Here is a 16,082-nt window from a genome sequence, read left to right as displayed (position 1 = left end):
ACCGGAATACCTCAGACGAAGCCGTGGCCGGCCTTCCTGCTGTACCTGTACGTCAGCGCGACACCCGTCACGGCACCACCTCGCGGCGGCCGGGGTCGCTCCCCGCGTCGTGATGGGGGTCCCCGCCTCCTGACTTCCGGTCCGCTCGACGGCGACGTCGATGAACTCCTCGACATCAACCCTGTCGACGTGCCTCGACTCCCGGTCAAGCCCCCCACACCGGCCCCGCCCGGCTAAGGAGTCAGTCCTGCCTTCGCGCAAGCGGCCCGTAGCTGCGGTGTGCAGATCTGGGCGATGGTGTACACGCCGTCCTTGACGAGCGTCTGCTCGATGTTGGCGGTTGTCACGGCTACCGGAGTGAGGAGCACGGACGGGATGTCGTGGGTGGTGGGGCTGTCGGTCGTCGTCGTGGCGATGGTGTGGAGCTTCTCGCCGCGGCCCAGGGCCAGGGCCATGGCGACGGCTGTTTCGGCTTCCGCGCGGAAGGACTTGTACACCGTCATGGACTGCTCACCGTCGACGATGCGCCGCACCGCGTCGAGGTCGGCGTCCTGGCCGGTGACCGGTGGAAGGCGCCTGGCATGGGCGGTCTTGAGCGCGGAGATGACACCTGCGGCCATGGCGTCGTTGGCGGCCAGGACGCCGTCGATCCGGCCCAGGCCCAGCGCCGAGATGGCGGCGGACATGTTGGCGTTCGCGTTGTCCGTGCTCCAGCCCGGGGTGTCGTAGGAACGGCCGATCCGCACCTTGCCCCGCAGGACGGACAGCGCACCCCTCTTGTACCAGGCGGCGTTGGGGCTGGTCGGGTCGCCGTTCATCATGACGACGGTGGTCCCGCCCCCGCCCCCGCCCCCGCCCCCGGCCGGGGCGTGCATGGCCTTGAGGAGACCCTGGCCCTGCAGCGTTCCGACCTTGGCGCCGTCGAAGCTGACGTAGCCCGAGACCGGCCCCTCGGCGAGCCTGTCGTAGGCGACGACGGGGACACCCGCGTTGTGCGCCTCCTGGACGGTGGAGCGCATCGCCCGGTTGTCGGTGGCGACGAGGATGAGGACCCTGACCCCCTTGGTGATCATGGCGACCATCTGCTGCCGCTGGGTCGTCAAGTCGTCGTTGGCGTTGGCATACGTGACATGGCAGTGCGGGCAGAGCTGTTTCACCCGTTGCTCGATCAGCGGCCTGTCGGAGTGCTCCCAGCGCGGCACCGCCCGGCTCGGCAGCAGCAGGCCGACGGTGAAGCTGTCCGTGGTGGTCGTTCCGCCTCCGCTGCAGGCGGCCGACGGCACGGTCAGCAGGCCCGCGACAAGCGCGGCGACGGCATACCGCGTACGGGACGTCATGCATGGGCTACGAAACGTCATGATCGGTCCCCGTCCTCGGTGCCGGGTGCCGCGCCCGCAGCAGCCGGTTCACGACCCGGTACCGCTATCTCGCTGCACACCTGCTTGCCGCCGGCCACCGGCACCGTGCCGAAGGACTCCGACACCGCCTCGACCAGGAGCAGGCCCCGGCCGCCGGTCGACTCCCAGTCCACGATCACGGGCTTGGCGGGCGCCCGCGGAGAGGAGTCGCTCACGCAGACGCGTACCCGGTCCCCGCGGAGCACCAGTTCGAGACGGACCGCGCCCTGGGTGTGCATCAGCGCGTTGGTGACGAGTTCGGACACCACCAGCAGCACCGGATCGGTGGCTGCTTCGACCTTCCAGCGGCGCAGCGTGCGTGCGGTGAAGCGGCGGGCGTGCATGACGGCGTCGGGCAGCCGCCACACCACCCAGCCCGACCGGATCGGCCGGGTCTTCATGCCGTCGTAGCGCAGCAGCAACAGCGCCACGTCGTCCTCACGGCGGCCGTAGTCGCCCAGCAGGTCGTCGGCCACCCGCCCGGGATCCGACGGGTCGGCCGTGGCGAGGGTGGCGCGAGCGCGGCGCATGCCCTCGTCCATGGAGAGATCGGCGGCCTCGATCAACCCGTCGGTGACCAGGGCCAGCATCATCCCGGGTGCCAGTGCCACCGCGGTCATCGGGAAGTCCGCCTCCATGGAAATGCCCAGCGGAAGGCCGCCCTCGACCTCGACCTCCTCGGTGCTGCCGTCGGGATGGCGCAGCAGCGGTGCGACGTGCCCGGCCCGGACGAACAGGACGTCGCCCTCGTCCATGTCCAGTTCGGCGTAGCAGCAGGTGGCGAACACATCCGTCTCCATGCCGACGAGGAGGCGGTTGGCGTGCGAGACGACCACGTCGGGCGGATGGCCCTCCACGGCGTACGCCCTGACCGCGGTGCGCATCTGTCCCATGACCGTCGCGGCTGCGGCGCTGTGGCCCTGCACGTCGCCGATGACCAGCGCCACCCGGTCCTCGGAGAGGGCGATCACGTCGTACCAGTCGCCGCCCACCTGCAGCCCTCGCCGGGCGGGCAGGTAGCGGGCGACGGCGATCCCGCCGGAGAGCTCGGGCAGGCATCGCGGCAGCAGGCTGCGCTGCAGCATCGTCGCGAGTTCCTGCTCGGCGTCGTGGGCGTGGGCGCGGGTGAGGGCCTGACCGGCCAGTGAGGCGGTGGCGGTCAGCAGTGAACGTTCCCTGGGGGCGAACTCGTGCGGCCGGTCCCAGCCGATCAGGCACACGCCGGCGGCCCGGCCCTCGGCGGGCAGCGGCAGGACGGCAAGGCCCCCGGGGCCGACGCCGTCGAGTCCCGGTTCGAAGGCGGTGCCCGCGGGCCACAGGTGCATACGTCCGTCTCGCAGAGCCGTCCGCAGGGTGGGCAGGGCGCTGAGGGGTGTGTCGGGCCACTCCGGACGTCGCTGGAGACGCCAGGTCCGCGGCCAGTCGGCGGACTGCGGCGGGTCGAGCCCGGTGACCTGGAGCCGTTCGTGCCGCAGTTCGGCGAGCGCCACCCGGTCGGCGCCCAGGGACGCGCGCAGGGCGGTGACCACCACGTGGCTGACGTCGCGCACGGTGGTGGCCTCGTCGAGTGCCGCGGTCAGCCCCTGGATGCGGGAGACGTCGTCGGCGCCACGGTGCAGGACCGAGGCCTCCGTCACCACACCCAGCACCTGCTCCGGCCGGTCGTCCGTACCCGCAGCCACGCGGCAGCTCAGGCTCAGCCAGCGCGTCTCACCGGTGGGGCATCGGACGCGGAAGTCCAGTTCCCGTCGGCCGGACGTGCCGGTGGACGGCTCCAGCACCGACATCAGCGCGTGCACGTCTTCCGGCAGTGCGTGCGCGAGCAGGGAGTCCGCCCCGCCGTCGAAGTCGCCCGGCCCGATGCCGACCAGTTCGCGCAGCGTCTCGTCCGCGTCGAGCAGGCCGGTTTCCGGCACCAGGACGAAGGAGCCGACGCGCATCCGGCGCAGTGCGGAACTCAGGAGGGCCGGCGCCGGCCCTTCTCCGGCCCCGGCCTCCAGCACGGCGGCGACCGCGTCCGCATAGCGCTCCAGGAAGCGCCGCTGCCCGGCTTCGAAGCCGTTCTCGCCGGCGCCCACGATGACGAGGCAGCCGAGCCGTCCGCCCTCGGCGCCCAGGGGCAACGCACCGAGCGATGTCCGGGCTCGCGGCGGCGCCGGACATCCCTCGGGCCAGGAGGCGAGTGCCGCGGGGGTCAGCCACACGGGGTGGCGGGCGCGGAAGGCGCTGGCCGCAGGCGAGCCGCCGGACAGGGCCAGGCGCTCCGGCAGCCCGTACTCGGCAGGGGAGCGTCCGGCCGTGTCCACCGACCGAAGGTCGTCAGAACCCGCGTCGGGCACATAGAGCACCGCCGACGCCGCTCCGGCGAACGTCAGGGCGCGGACGCTCGCGGTCCGCGGCCCCGCTGGTACGCCGGTGTCCGCGACGCCGGCCCCGGCCGCTCCCGGCTGCGAGAGTCCGGCCCCGGCACTGCCGTGGTGAGGCATCTCCGCATCCACCTCCCGTCTGTGCCGGGGTGCCGCTACCGCTGGTGACTCCCCATACCAGAGTCGCATAGAGGGTGCATGGAGGGATGAACCGGACGGGCTGGTGGACAGGCTGGTGTCCTGTCGGCTGCGTGGCACCGGGTTCGCGGTTCACCAGGGCCGGTGCCAGACTGGCGAGGTGGTCGTTGTGCGATTTTCGCCTGCTCCGGGCGTGCACCGGCCGGAACCCCGCCCCGCCCTGGCTGCACCGGCCGGAACCTTGCCCCGCCTTGGCGCACCGGCCGGAACCCTGCCCCGCCCTGGCCGGCCACGCTGCCGCGCCGCGGTTGCAGCCACGGCGCTCCAGGGCGGAGGGAGGTCTCGCGCATGAAGGCCCGCGTTCGGAACACCGCCCTCGCCCTTGCCGCGGTCTCGACGGCCGTGTCCCCCACCGCCTGCGGAGCGGACGCCGGTAGCACCTCCGACGCAGGGAGCGCGCGGAAGATCAGCGTGCTGCTGCCGGACGCCACCACGGCCCGCTGGGAGACACGGGACAGGCCCCTGCTGGAGCGGAGGATCGGGCAGCTGTGCGGCGACTGCGCGATCGAGCACGCCAACGCCGAAGGCGACGTGGCCATCCAGCAGAAACAGATGGACTCGTCGATCGCCGAGGGGGTCGATGCCATCGTGCTGACGGCCGTCGACGCCAGAGCCATGGCCGCCTCGGTCGGACGAGCGGCTGCCGCCCACATCCCCGTCATCGCCTACGACCGCCTCGCCGAGGGCCCGATCTCGGGCTACGTCTCCTTCGACGGCCAGGAGGTCGGCAGGCTCCAGGGCAGGGCGCTGCTGACGGCCATGGGCGCCAAGGCGCGCGACGGCCGGATCGTGATGATGAACGGCGACCCCGGCGACCCCAACGCACTGTCGTTCAAGCAGGGCGCACTGTCCGAACTCCGGGGGAGGACGACGATCGCCAAGGAGTACGACACGCCCGAGTGGAGCGCGGAGACGGCGAACCGGAACATGTCCGGAGCCCTCTCCGCCCTGGGCGCCGACGGCATCGACGGCGTCTACGCCGCCAACGACGGCCTCGCCGCCGGCAGTATCGCCGCCCTCAAGGCCGACAAGGTCACCCCGCTGCCTCCCGTCACCGGGCAGGACGCCGAGCTCGCGGCCGTACGGCGCATTGTCGACGGCGATCAGTACATGACCGTCTACAAGCCGTTCGGACCCGAGGCCGCCGCCGGCGGCGCCATGGCCGTGGCGGCCGCCCGTGGTCAGCGCCTGGACGGGGTGGCCACCAGGCGGGTGAAAACCCGCGGCGGTGCGGAGGTTCCGGCCGTGCTGCTCACTCCGGTGCCCGTGGTCCTTGCCACCATCAAGAACACCTTGGTGAAGGACGGCGTGTACACGCTCGAACAAATCTGCCCCCTGTCACTCGCGGGCGACTGCCACAAGGCCGGGCTGACCTGACGGGCGGGACCGGCCGACCCCAGGCCCGGGAAGGAGATGATTCTCTTGCCGCCCCCCTTGCTCGCCCTGCACGGCGTGTGCAAGCGCTTCGGCGTCGTCGAGGTTCTCCGGGACATCGAGCTGGAGATCCACGCAGGCGAGGTCCTCGCCCTGCTCGGCGACAACGGAGCCGGCAAGTCCACCCTGGTCAAGGTGATCTCCGGGGTCGCTCCCGCGGACCAGGGGAACATCGAGTGGGAGGGCCGGCCCGTGCACATCCGGCGCCCCCAGGAAGCCCGGGACCTCGGCATCGCCACCGTCTACCAGGACCTGGCGCTGTGCGGAGGCCTCGACGTCGTCGGCAACCTCTTCCTCGGACGGGAGATCCGCAGGTTCGGTTTCCTCGACGAGGTGGAGATGGAGCGCCGCACCGCACAGCTGCTGGAACGCCTGACCCGGAGCGTTCCCGACCTGCGCGGTCCTCTGGTGTCACTGTCCAGCGGCCAGCGGCAGACCGTCGCCGTCGCCCGTTCGCTCCTCGGCGACCCGCGCGTCCTTCTTCTGGACGAACCGACCGCGGCGCTGGGGTTCGAGCAGACCAACGAGGTCCTCGACCTCGTCGACCGGCTCCGCGACCACGGCCTGGGGATTCTGCTCATCAGCCACAACATGGGCGATGTGAAGGCGCTCGCGGACCGGGCCGCCGTGCTGCGGCTCGGCCGCAACAACGGCTTCTTCGACGTGAGCACCGCCTCCCAGGAACAGATCATCTCCGCCGTCACGGGCGCCACGGAGAACGTGCCCCGCCGGCCGGCCCCTCGCGAGGCCGAGTGGTGACGCCGAGTGGTGAAGCCGAGTGGTGAAGCCGAGTGGTGAAAGGGATGCGTGACATGGCGGACGAGACGCCGGCCGATCCTGCCGCAGCCACCGCGAAAGCCCGTCGGGGCCTCGGCGGGCGGGCCGTCGGCCGTGCCGTGGCCGGCTGGATCACCGTCCGGCGGCGCAGGCTGAGCGCCGGTGAGCTCGGCTACCTTCCCGTCACCCTCGTCCTCGCCGCGGTCTGGATCATCTTCCAGAGTCTGAACTCCACCTTCCTCTCGCCCCGCAACCTGTCCAACATCAGCGTGGACATCGTGGGCACGGGCTTCATCGCGGTCGGCATCGTCTTCGTGCTGCTGCTCGGTGAACTCGACCTGTCGGTCGGCTCGACCAGCGGGTTCGCCGCCGCGGTCTTCGCGGTGCTCAACGTCAACAACGGCGTGCCGGAATGGCTCGCCCTGATCGCCGCCGTGCTGACGGGCACCGCGGCGGGAACCGTCCAGGGGTACTCCATCGCCAGAACCCGGGTGCCGGCCTTCGTGGTCACCCTGGCCGGGCTGCTGACGTGGAACGGCCTCATGCTCGTCATCCTCGGCACCAGCGGCACCATCAACCTCGACGAGAACGGGCTCATCGCCCACCTCACCGGCTACTACTTCACCAACGCCGGCGTCGCCTACGCGGTGGCGGCACTCGCCACAGCTCTGGTCTTCCTCTCCGCCTACCTGAACAGGCGCCGCCGTGTGGCCCTCGGCATGCCACACCGCCCGCTGCGCGCCATCGGGGTGCGCACCGGAGCCGTGGCGGTGATCGGGTTCGGCTCCGCCTATCTGCTGAACCAGTTCCAGGGCCTGCCGCTGGCGCTGCTGATCTTCCTCGTCACGGTGGCGGGCCTCGACATCGTGCTCCGGCGCACGCACTACGGACGGCGGGTCTACGCACTGGGGAGCAGCGTCGAGGCGGCCCGTCGCGCCAGCCTCGACGTGACCGCCGTACAGACGGCCGTACTCGCGGTCTCCGGCACACTGGCGGCGACCGGCGGCCTGTTCCTGGCCTCGCGCATCACGTCGGTGAGCCAGAACTCCGGCTCCGGCGTCCTGCTGCTCAACGCCATCGCCGCCGCCGTCATCGGCGGCACCAGCCTGTTCGGAGGACGCGGTACGACCTGGTCCGCCGTGCTCGGCATCCTGGTCATCCAGTCGATCGCCTCGGGCATGGCCCTCACCGACACCCCCACCGCCGTCCAGTTGGTGATCACGGGCGGGGTGCTCTTCGCCGCCGTGGTCATCGACTCGCTGTCCCGGCACACGCAGCAGGCGCACGGGCGCGCCTGACCCTTCCCCGGGCGCCTGGGATGCCCCGGTATATTGGCTGATGAGACAGTTTGGTGTCGGCCGGGTGGCATGTCTCCGTCGGTCAGGTGAGCCCGGGGGAGACGGCAGGCGCTCCGGGACCCAGCGCGAGGAAGTACCGATGAGGTCCAGACCCGTCCTCTGCTCCACCGCTTGCGCCCTCTCCGCACTCGTCCTGCTCGGCGCCTGCGGCGGCGGCTCCGACAGCACGGCCACGTCGAGCGACGGCAAGCCGCTGGTCGGCGTCGACTACCCGCGCTCCGACACCGACTTCTGGAACGCGTACATCAAGTACACCCCCGAGTACGCCGAGCAACTCGGCCTCTCGCTCAGGACCACCAACTCGCAGGACGACGTCGCCAAGCTCGCCGCCAACGCGCAGACACTCATCCTCCTGGGCGCCAAGGGCATCGCGATGGCCCCGCAGAGCACCTTCGCCATCGGGCCGATCCTGGCGCAGTTGCAGGCGGCGAAGACCCCGGTCGTCACCCTCGACACCCGCCCCGACACCGGCAGGGTCTACATGGTGGTCCGCGCCGACAACCGCGCCTACGGCGAGAAGGCGTGCAAGTACCTGGGCACCAAGCTGGGCGGCAAGGGCAAGGTCGTGATGCTCGAGGGCGACCTCTCGTCGATCAACGGCCGTGACCGTACCGAGGGGTTCGACGCGTGCATGAAGGCGAACTACCCGGACATCAAGGTGTTCGGGGAGACCACCAACTGGGACGAGGACGTCGCCGCGCAGAAGCTCCAGGCCGACCTGACCGCACACCCGGACATCAAGGGCGTCTACCTGCAGGCCAGCTTCGCCCTCTCCGGCACGCTCCACGTGCTCAGGCAGCAGGGGCTGCTGGTCGGCCCGAGGAACCCGAAGCACGTGTTCGTCGTCTCCAACGACGGCATCCCCAGAGAGCTCAGGAGCATCTCCGCCGGCACCATCGACGCCACCGTGTCCCAGCCGGTCGACCTCTACGCCAAGTACGCGCTGTACTACCTGAAGGCCGCGATCGACGGGAAGACCTTCAAGCCGGGCAGGACCGACCACGACAGCACCATCGTGCGGATCCGCGACGGACTCCTGGAGGACCAGCTCTCCGCCCCGCTCGTCACCGCCGACGGCGGCACCTACGGCGGCGTCCCCAGCCTCAAGAGCACCGACCCCTCCCTGTGGGGCAACAGTCTCGACCGACAGTGAGAACCGGGAGTGGCATGGGTCAATGAGCGCCACTCGCACGGGAGTTGACTTCGGCGGGCCACCCCCCGGGCGTAAGCCGCAGGGCCCGGACCTGGACAAGATCTGAGGTTAGGCTAACCTAATCTCCATCCCGTCCGGCGGTGTTTCCGCACGTCCGAAAGCAGCCACACCTATGTCCAACGTCAGAGCAGCCCACCTCACCCGCCGTGGCATCCTCGCCGCCGGCGGCGCCCTCGGTCTCGGCGCCGCGCTCGCGGCCTGCGGTGACGACGACGCGAAAAGCGGCTCCTCCGACAAGGAGACGACGGCCGCCAAGTCCGGTCCCTGGACGTTCAAGGACGACCGCGGCACCACGGTGAAGCTGGACAAGGTCCCGGCGAACATCGTCGCGTTCGTCGGGGTCGCCGCCGCGCTGTACGACTACGGCGTCAGCGTCAAGGGCGTCTTCGGCCCGACCAGGACCAAGGCCGGCAAGGCCGACGTCCAGGCCGGCGACATGGACATCAGCAAGCTGACCGTCCTAGGCAACGAGTGGGGCCAGTTCAACGTCGAGAAGTACGCGGCGCTCGCCCCCGACGTGCTCATCACCACCCTGTTCGACGCCGCCGGCACCCTCTGGTACGTCCCGGACGAGTCCAAGGACAAGATCGCCAAGCTCGCCCCGAGCGTCGGCATCTCGGCCTACGACCGTCAGCTCACCGTCCCGCTCCAGCGGGTCTGGGCCCTTGCGGAGTCGCTCGGCGCGGACATGACGGCGAGCAAGGTGACCGACGCGAAGAAGCGGTTCGAGGACGCGTCGTCCCGGCTGCGCGCCGCCGCCAAGGCGCACCCCGACATCACGGTGATGGCCGGTTCCGCCGCCCAGGACCTGTTCTACGTCTCCGGCTCCAACCTCTCCGTGGACCTGGAGTACTTCAAGGCCCTCGGCGTGAACTTCGTCGAGCCGTCGGCGTCCGTGCTCAAGGCGAGCGGCGGCTGGTACGAGTCGCTGAGCTGGGAGAACGTCGACAAGTACAAGGCCGACATCATCATGATGGACGACCGTACGGCGACCATCCAGCCCGCCGACATCACCCAGGCCACCTGGAAGAAGCTCCCCGCGGTCAAGGCCGGCCAGGTCATCGCCCGCTCCCCCGAGCCGATCTTCTCCTACGACAAGTGCGTCGCGATGGTGGAGAACCTCGCCAAGGCGATCGAGACCGCGAAGAAGGTCAGCTGACCCGCGGTCGACCGACCCGCAGGACACCGCACATCCATACAACTTCCTGAATCTCAGGAGCACATATGACGACGGCCGTAGCCGCCCCGTTCCGTTTCTTCTCCCTCCAGGTCGTACGGACGAGGCGGCTCGGTCCGTCTCTGGTCCGGGTCACCTTCGCCGGCGCCGACCTGGCGCACTTCCACTCCCACGGGCGCGACCAGTCGCTCTCCCTGTTCATCCCGGCCGAGGGGCACACCGAGCCGGCCGTGCCCGTCGAGCTGGGATGGGGGTCCCCCCGCTCGAGCGAAGCCGAGAGTGGGGGAGGATGGTGGCAGGGCTGGCGTGAACTCCCGGACGACGTACGGGCCGTGATGCGGTCGTACACGCTGCGGGCGCTGCGCCGGGACCCCGACGAGATCGACATCGACTTCGTGCTGCACGGGGTCGAGCCGGGGGCGGCCGTCCCGGCCGGGCCCGCCTCCCGCTGGGCGTCGCGGGCCGCCGCCGGGGACCGGGTGGTCCTGCTCGGACCCGCGGTCGCCGACAACCGGGCGATCCGGTTCCGGCCGCCCGAGGACACCGACCTCGTGGTGATCTGGGGCGACGAGACGGCCGTACCCGCCGCTACCGCCGTCCTCGAATCGCTGCCCGCCGGCACCCGCGTCCGCGCCTGGCTGGAGGTGCCGTGCGCCGGGGACGTCCAGGACGTGGCCACCGAGGCGGACGCGGAGATCACCTGGTTGGTGGGCGGCCGCGACGCCACGGCGGAGATCCGCGCCGCACAACTCCCCTCCCACACGCACCCGTACGCCTGGATCGCCGGGGAGTCGGGGCGGGTGAAGGAGCTGCGCCGGCACCTCGTCGGCGAGCGCGGGATCGACCGGCGCCGGGTCACCTTCGTCGGGTACTGGCGGCAGGGCCTGACGGAGGAGCAGCTCCGGGAGTCCGGCGAGTAGTTACGGCCGCTGGTTACTACCGCTGGTTACGGCCGTCGACGTGACGGCTGTCACGGGAGGGGCAGCGTTTCACTCGCGTTACTTAGGTTAGGCTAACCTAAGTGGAGCCGATCGCTCCCCTCCCCCGCACGGAACGTCCCGGAGGCCCCCCTCATGCGCTCGCACCTGCTCAATGACCTCACCGCGGAGCAGTACCGCCGCTCCGTGACCGAAGGAGTAGAGCGGGTGGCGGCCAAACTCGCCACCACCGACCGTCCGTTCACCGGCGTCACCGTCGACGCCCTCTCGCCCCTCATCGACGGCATCGACCTCGACCGGCCGCTGCACGACACCACCGCGGCCCTGGACGAGCTGGAGGACGTCTACCTCCGGGACGCCGTCTACTTCCACCACCCCCGCTACCTCGCCCACCTCAACTGCCCGGTGGTCATCCCGGCGGTGCTCGGCGAGGCGGTGCTCTCCGCCGTCAACTCCTCCCTGGACACCTGGGACCAGTCGGCCGGCGGCACCCTCATCGAGCGGAAACTGGTCGACTGGACGGCCGAGCGGATCGGCTTCGGCGCCGCGGCCGACGGCGTGTTCACCTCGGGCGGCTCCCAGTCCAACCTCCAGGCGCTGCTGCTGGCCAGGGAGGAGGCGAAGCCAGGGCCGGGCGGGTGGGAAGGACCGGCCAGCCTCGCCGACCTGCGGATCTTCGCCTCCGAGGTCAGCCACTTCAGCGTGAAGAAGTCGGCGAAACTGCTCGGTCTCGGCCCGGACGCGGTGGTCCCCGTCCCCGTCGGCGCCGACAAGCGGATGCAGACCGTCGCCCTCGCCCGCGAGCTGGAGCGCTGCAAGACGGACGGTCTCGTGCCCATGGCGGTCGTCGCCACCGCCGGCACCACCGACTTCGGCTCCATCGACCCGCTGCCGGAGATCGCCGAGCTGTGCGAGCAGTACGGCGTGTGGATGCACGTCGACGCGGCCTACGGCTGCGGGCTGCTCGCCTCCCTGAAGCACCGGGACCGGCTCGCCGGCATCGAGCGCGCCGACTCGGTCACCGTGGACTACCACAAGTCCTTCTTCCAGCCGGTGAGTTCGTCGGCGCTGCTGGTCCGGGACGGCGCGACCCTGTGCCATGTCACATATCACGCGGACTACCTCAACCCCCGCCGCATGGTCACCGAACGCATCCCCAACCAGGTCGACAAGTCCCTCCAGACCACCCGCCGCTTCGACGCCCTCAAGCTGTGGCTGACCCTGCGCACCATGGGCGCCGACGGCATCGGCGAACTCTTCGACGAGGTCTGCGAGCTTGCCGCGGAGGGCTGGAAGCTCCTCGCGGCCGACCCGCGCTACGACGTCGTCGTCGAGCCGTCCCTGTCCACCCTCGTCTTCCGCTACATCCCGGCGGCTGTCACCGACCCGGCCGAGATCGACCGCGCCAACCTGTACGCCCGCAAGGCCCTGTTCGCCTCCGGCGACGCCGTGGTCGCGGGCACCAAGGTCGGCAGCCGCCACTACCTCAAGTTCACCCTGCTCAACCCCGAGACCACGGCGGCCGACATCGCCGCCGTCCTCGACCTGATCGCCGGCCACGCCGAGCAGTACCTGGGAGAGTCCCTTGACCGCGCGTCCTGACAACCCGACCAAGACCTATGACTTCGTGGGGATCGGGCTCGGGCCCTTCAACCTCGGCCTCGCCTGCCTGACCGAGCCGATCGCCGAACTGGACGGCGTCTTCCTGGACTCGAAGCCCGACTTCGAGTGGCACGCCGGGATGTTCCTGGACGGCGCCCATCTCCAGACCCCGTTCATGTCGGACCTGGTCACCCTCGCCGACCCCACCTCGCCGTACTCCTTCCTCAACTACCTGAAGGAGAAGGGCCGGCTGTACTCGTTCTACATCCGCGAGAACTTCTATCCCCTCCGGGTCGAGTACGACGACTACTGCCGCTGGGCCGCGCACCGGCTGACCAACGTCCGCTTCAACACGACGGTGACGGAGGTCCGGTACGACGACACGGACGAGGTCTACGTCGTCACGGCGGCCGTCGGCGGGACGCGCGAGACGTACCGCGCCCGCCGCCTGGTCCTCGGCACCGGCACCCCGCCCCACATCCCCGAAGCCTGCCAGGGGCTGGGCGGCGACTTCATCCACAACTCGCGCTACCTGCGGCACAAGCAGGAACTCCAGTCCAAGGAGTCGATCACGCTGGTCGGCAGCGGCCAGTCCGCCGCCGAGATCTACCTCGACCTGCTCGGCGAGATCGACGTCCACGGCTACCGCCTGAACTGGGTGACCCGCTCCCCCCGCTTCTTCCCGCTCGAATACACCAAGCTCACGCTGGAGATGACCAGCCCCGAGTACATCGACTACTACCACGCCCTGCCCGAGGCGACCCGCTACCGGCTCACCGCCGAACAGAAGGGCCTCTTCAAGGGCATCGACGGCGACCTGATCAACGAGATCTTCGACCTGCTCTACCAGAAGAACCTCGGCGGCCCGGTGCCGACCAGGCTGCTGACCAACTCCGCCCTGAACGCGGCCGCCTACGACAACGGCACGTACACCCTCTCCCTCCGTCAGGAGGAGCAGGGCAAGGAGTACGAGCTCGAGACCCAGGGCCTGGTCCTGGCCACCGGCTACAAGTACGCCGAGCCCGAGTTCCTGGCGCCCGTCCGCGACCGGCTGCGCTACGACACGCACGGCAACTTCGACATCGCCCGCAACTACGCGGTCGACGTCACCGGCCGGGGCGTCTTCCTGCAGAACGCCGGCGTCCACGCCCACAGCATCACCAGCCCCGACCTGGGCATGGGCCCGTACCGGAACGCGTACATCATCCGCGAGCTGCTCGGCTCCGAGTACTACCCGGTGGAGAAGACGATCGCCTTCCAGGAGTTCGCCGTATGAGCACGATGACGACGGCGTTCACCTTCCGCCCGCTGGACCCGCTGCAGGACGCCGAACTCCTCCACTCCTGGGTCACCCACCCCAAGGCGGCCTACTGGATGATGCAGGACGCCCGCCTGGAGGACGTCGAGCGGGCGTACATGGAGATCGCCGCCGACGCGCACCACCATGCGCTCCTCGGCCTCGGCGAGGACGGCGGGCCCGCCTTCCTCATGGAGTACTACGACCCGGCCCACCGCGAGCTGGTCGGGCTGTACGAGCCCGAGCCCGGCGACGTCGGGATGCACTTCCTCACCCCCGCCACGGACACACCCGTGCACGGCTTCACGAAGGCCGTCATCACGGCCGTGGTGGCCCGTCTCTTCGAGGACCCGGCGGCCCGCCGGATCGTCGTCGAGCCGGACGTCGGCAACACGGCCGTGCACGCACTGAACGAGGCCGTCGGGTTCGTGCCCGTACGGGAGATCCAGAAGCCGGAGAAGAAGGCGTTGCTGAGCTACTGCACCCGGGAGCGGTTCGAGCAGGCGGTGGCCGCCGTATGACCCTCGCCGACTCCGTGGCCCACCTCTCCCCCGAGCGCTGGGAGAAGGCAAACCGCCTGCTCATACGCAAGGCCCTCGCCGAGTTCGCCCACGAGCGCCTGATCACCCCGGAGGCGGACGGTCCGTCGTACGTCGTCCGCAGCGACGACGGCCTCACCCGCTACCGCTTCACCGCCGTCCGCCGCGCCCTCGACCACTGGCAGGTGGACGCCGACTCGATCACGCGCACCCGGGACGGCGCCGAACTCCCCCTCGCCGCCCTCGACTTCTTCATCGAGCTGAAGGAGGCCCTGGGGCTCGGCGACGAGGTGCTGCCGGTCTACCTGGAGGAGATCTCCTCCACCCTCTCCGGCACCTGCTACAAGCTCACCAAGCCCCAGGTACCCGTCGCCGAGCTAGTTCGATCCGACTTCCAGGCGATCGAGACCGGGATGACCGAGGGCCACCCCTGCTTCGTCGCCAACAACGGGAGGCTGGGCTTCGGCGTCCACGAGTACCTGTCGTACGCCCCCGAGACCGCGAGCCCGGTCCGGCTGGTGTGGCTGGCGGCGCACCGGTCGCGGGCCGCGTTCACGGCGGGGGTGGGGATCGAGTACGAGACCTTCGTACGGGACGAGTTGGGCACGGCGACCGTCGAGCGCTTCGACGGTGTCCTGCGCGACCGGGGCCTGGACCCCGCCGACTACCTCCTCATCCCGGTCCACCCCTGGCAGTGGTGGAACAAGCTCACCGTCACCTTCGCCGCCGAGGTCGCCCGCGGGTATCTGGTGTGCCTGGGCGAGGGCGACGACGAGTACCTGGCCCAGCAGTCCATCCGGACCTTCTTCAACAGCTCCAGCCCCGAGAAGCACTACGTGAAGACCGCGCTCTCGGTCCTCAACATGGGCTTCATGCGCGGGCTTTCCGCCGCCTACATGGAAGCCACCCCGGCCATCAACGACTGGCTGGCCCAGCTCATCGACAACGACCCGGTGCTCAAGTCCACCGGCCTGTCGATCATCCGCGAGCGGGCGGCCGTCGGCTACCGGCACCTGGAGTACGAGAAGGCGACCGACCGCTACTCGCCGTACCGGAAGATGCTGGCGGCACTGTGGCGGGAGAGCCCGGTGCCGTCCCTCCGGGAGGGCGAGTCCCTGGCGACCATGGCCTCCCTCCTCCACGTGGACCACGAGGGCGCCTCCTTCGCGGCCGCGCTGGTCGAGCGCAGCGGACTGCCGGCGCGGGAGTGGCTGCGCGCCTACCTCCGGGCCTACTTCACGCCCCTCCTGCACAGCTTCTACGCCTACGACCTGGTGTTCATGCCGCACGGCGAGAACGTCATCCTGGTCCTGGCGGACGGGGTCGTACGGCGGGCGGTCTACAAGGACATCGCCGAGGAGATCGCGGTCATGGACCCGGACGCGGTGCTGCCGCCGACGGTGGAACGGCTGCGCGTCGACGTCCCGGAGGACATGAAACTCCTCTCCGTCTTCACGGACGTCTTCGACTGCTTCTTCCGCTTCCTCGCCGCGAACCTCGCGACCGAGGGGGTCCTGTCGGAGGACGACTTCTGGCGGACGGTCGCCGAGGTCACCCGTGAGTACCAGGAGTCGGCGCCCGAACTCGCCGACAAGTTCGCGCGGTACGACATGTTCGCGCCCGAGTTCGCACTGTCCTGCCTCAACCGGCTCCAGCTGCGCGACAACCGGCAGATGGTGGACCTGGCGGACCCGTCGGGCGCCCTCCAGCTGGTCGGAACCCTGAAAAATCCCGTCGCGGGGTTCTGATCCGGGCCGGCGGCTCCCCCGAGTACGGTCCTCGGGGG

Annotated in this window: 12 protein-coding genes; 10 read left to right on the top strand and 2 right to left on the bottom strand. The window is 70.3% G+C overall.

Annotation, left to right across the window (positions count from 1 at the left end; translation table 11 throughout):
- Positions 1 to 233: 233 nt before the first annotated feature.
- Both ABZ887_RS15985 and ABZ887_RS15980 read right to left on the bottom strand, forming a co-directional pair.
- Positions 234 to 1,337 (bottom strand): substrate-binding domain-containing protein, encoded by a 1,104-nt coding sequence (locus tag ABZ887_RS15985; protein WP_361288825.1) that lies wholly within the window; start codon positions 1,335 to 1,337, stop codon positions 234 to 236.
- A 17-nt stretch (positions 1,338 to 1,354) separates the two neighbouring features.
- Entirely contained in the window at positions 1,355 to 3,883 is a 2,529-nt protein-coding gene (locus tag ABZ887_RS15980) for a SpoIIE family protein phosphatase (RefSeq protein ID WP_361288822.1), read from the bottom strand.
- A 366-nt stretch (positions 3,884 to 4,249) separates the two neighbouring features.
- On the opposite strand from ABZ887_RS15980, the gene ABZ887_RS15975 reads away from it, so the two are divergent.
- The 10 genes from ABZ887_RS15975 (at position 4,250) to ABZ887_RS15930 (ending at position 16,044) form a co-directional block, all read left to right on the top strand.
- Positions 4,250 to 5,338, top strand: coding sequence for a substrate-binding domain-containing protein (locus ABZ887_RS15975; protein WP_361288819.1), 1,089 nt, complete (start codon positions 4,250 to 4,252; stop codon positions 5,336 to 5,338).
- 36 nt (positions 5,339 to 5,374) lie between these two features.
- Complete coding sequence (locus tag ABZ887_RS15970; protein WP_361288816.1) at positions 5,375 to 6,154, top strand: ATP-binding cassette domain-containing protein; 780 nt, start codon at positions 5,375 to 5,377, stop codon at positions 6,152 to 6,154.
- Between the two features lie 44 nt (positions 6,155 to 6,198).
- Complete coding sequence (locus tag ABZ887_RS15965) at positions 6,199 to 7,470, top strand: sugar ABC transporter permease (protein WP_361288813.1); 1,272 nt, start codon at positions 6,199 to 6,201, stop codon at positions 7,468 to 7,470.
- Between the two features lie 139 nt (positions 7,471 to 7,609).
- A complete protein-coding gene (locus ABZ887_RS15960; RefSeq protein ID WP_361288810.1) occupies positions 7,610 to 8,683 on the top strand; it encodes a sugar ABC transporter substrate-binding protein in 1,074 nt (357 codons plus the stop codon).
- 172 nt (positions 8,684 to 8,855) lie between these two features.
- Entirely contained in the window at positions 8,856 to 9,902 is a 1,047-nt protein-coding gene (locus tag ABZ887_RS15955) for an ABC transporter substrate-binding protein (RefSeq protein WP_361288807.1), read from the top strand.
- A 65-nt stretch (positions 9,903 to 9,967) separates the two neighbouring features.
- Positions 9,968 to 10,840 (top strand): siderophore-interacting protein, encoded by an 873-nt coding sequence (locus ABZ887_RS15950; RefSeq protein ID WP_361288804.1) that lies wholly within the window; start codon positions 9,968 to 9,970, stop codon positions 10,838 to 10,840.
- A 153-nt stretch (positions 10,841 to 10,993) separates the two neighbouring features.
- Complete coding sequence (gene desA, locus ABZ887_RS15945; protein WP_361288801.1) at positions 10,994 to 12,460, top strand: lysine decarboxylase DesA; 1,467 nt, start codon at positions 10,994 to 10,996, stop codon at positions 12,458 to 12,460.
- A complete protein-coding gene (locus ABZ887_RS15940) occupies positions 12,444 to 13,736 on the top strand; it encodes a lysine N(6)-hydroxylase/L-ornithine N(5)-oxygenase family protein (RefSeq protein ID WP_361288798.1) in 1,293 nt (430 codons plus the stop codon). The genes desA and ABZ887_RS15940 overlap by 17 nt, the downstream gene beginning before the upstream one ends.
- On the top strand, positions 13,733 to 14,278 hold the full coding sequence (locus ABZ887_RS15935) for a GNAT family N-acetyltransferase (protein ID WP_361288795.1): 546 nt from the start codon (positions 13,733 to 13,735) through the stop codon (positions 14,276 to 14,278). Before ABZ887_RS15940 ends, ABZ887_RS15935 begins: the two co-directional genes overlap by 4 nt.
- Positions 14,275 to 16,044, top strand: a complete 1,770-nt coding sequence (locus tag ABZ887_RS15930; protein WP_361288792.1) for an IucA/IucC family siderophore biosynthesis protein — start codon at positions 14,275 to 14,277, stop codon at positions 16,042 to 16,044. The genes ABZ887_RS15935 and ABZ887_RS15930 overlap by 4 nt, the downstream gene beginning before the upstream one ends.
- Positions 16,045 to 16,082 lie beyond the last annotated feature (38 nt).

It is taken from the genome of Streptomyces sp. NPDC047061 (assembly GCF_040643955.1).
Taxonomy (GTDB): domain Bacteria; phylum Actinomycetota; class Actinomycetes; order Streptomycetales; family Streptomycetaceae; genus Streptomyces.
Note: the sequence above shows the minus strand (reverse complement) of the source record. Positions and strands in the feature narration are given on the sequence as shown.

What these genes read in the sequence shown, in the direction of transcription:
- ABZ887_RS15985 (WP_361288825.1), bottom strand. Translation starts at nt 1,337, where the DNA reads ATGACGTCCCGTACGCGGTATGCCGTCGCCGCGCTTGTCGCGGGCCTG.
- ABZ887_RS15980 (WP_361288822.1), bottom strand. Translation starts at nt 3,883, where the DNA reads ATGCCTCACCACGGCAGTGCCGGGGCCGGACTCTCGCAGCCGGGAGCG.
- ABZ887_RS15975 (WP_361288819.1), top strand. Translation starts at nt 4,250, where the DNA reads ATGAAGGCCCGCGTTCGGAACACCGCCCTCGCCCTTGCCGCGGTCTCG.
- ABZ887_RS15970 (WP_361288816.1), top strand. Translation starts at nt 5,375, where the DNA reads ATGATTCTCTTGCCGCCCCCCTTGCTCGCCCTGCACGGCGTGTGCAAG.
- ABZ887_RS15965 (WP_361288813.1), top strand. Translation starts at nt 6,199, where the DNA reads ATGCGTGACATGGCGGACGAGACGCCGGCCGATCCTGCCGCAGCCACC.
- ABZ887_RS15960 (WP_361288810.1), top strand. Translation starts at nt 7,610, where the DNA reads ATGAGGTCCAGACCCGTCCTCTGCTCCACCGCTTGCGCCCTCTCCGCA.
- ABZ887_RS15955 (WP_361288807.1), top strand. Translation starts at nt 8,856, where the DNA reads ATGTCCAACGTCAGAGCAGCCCACCTCACCCGCCGTGGCATCCTCGCC.
- ABZ887_RS15950 (WP_361288804.1), top strand. Translation starts at nt 9,968, where the DNA reads ATGACGACGGCCGTAGCCGCCCCGTTCCGTTTCTTCTCCCTCCAGGTC.
- desA (WP_361288801.1), top strand. Translation starts at nt 10,994, where the DNA reads ATGCGCTCGCACCTGCTCAATGACCTCACCGCGGAGCAGTACCGCCGC.
- ABZ887_RS15935 (WP_361288795.1), top strand. Translation starts at nt 13,733, where the DNA reads ATGAGCACGATGACGACGGCGTTCACCTTCCGCCCGCTGGACCCGCTG.
- ABZ887_RS15930 (WP_361288792.1), top strand. Translation starts at nt 14,275, where the DNA reads ATGACCCTCGCCGACTCCGTGGCCCACCTCTCCCCCGAGCGCTGGGAG.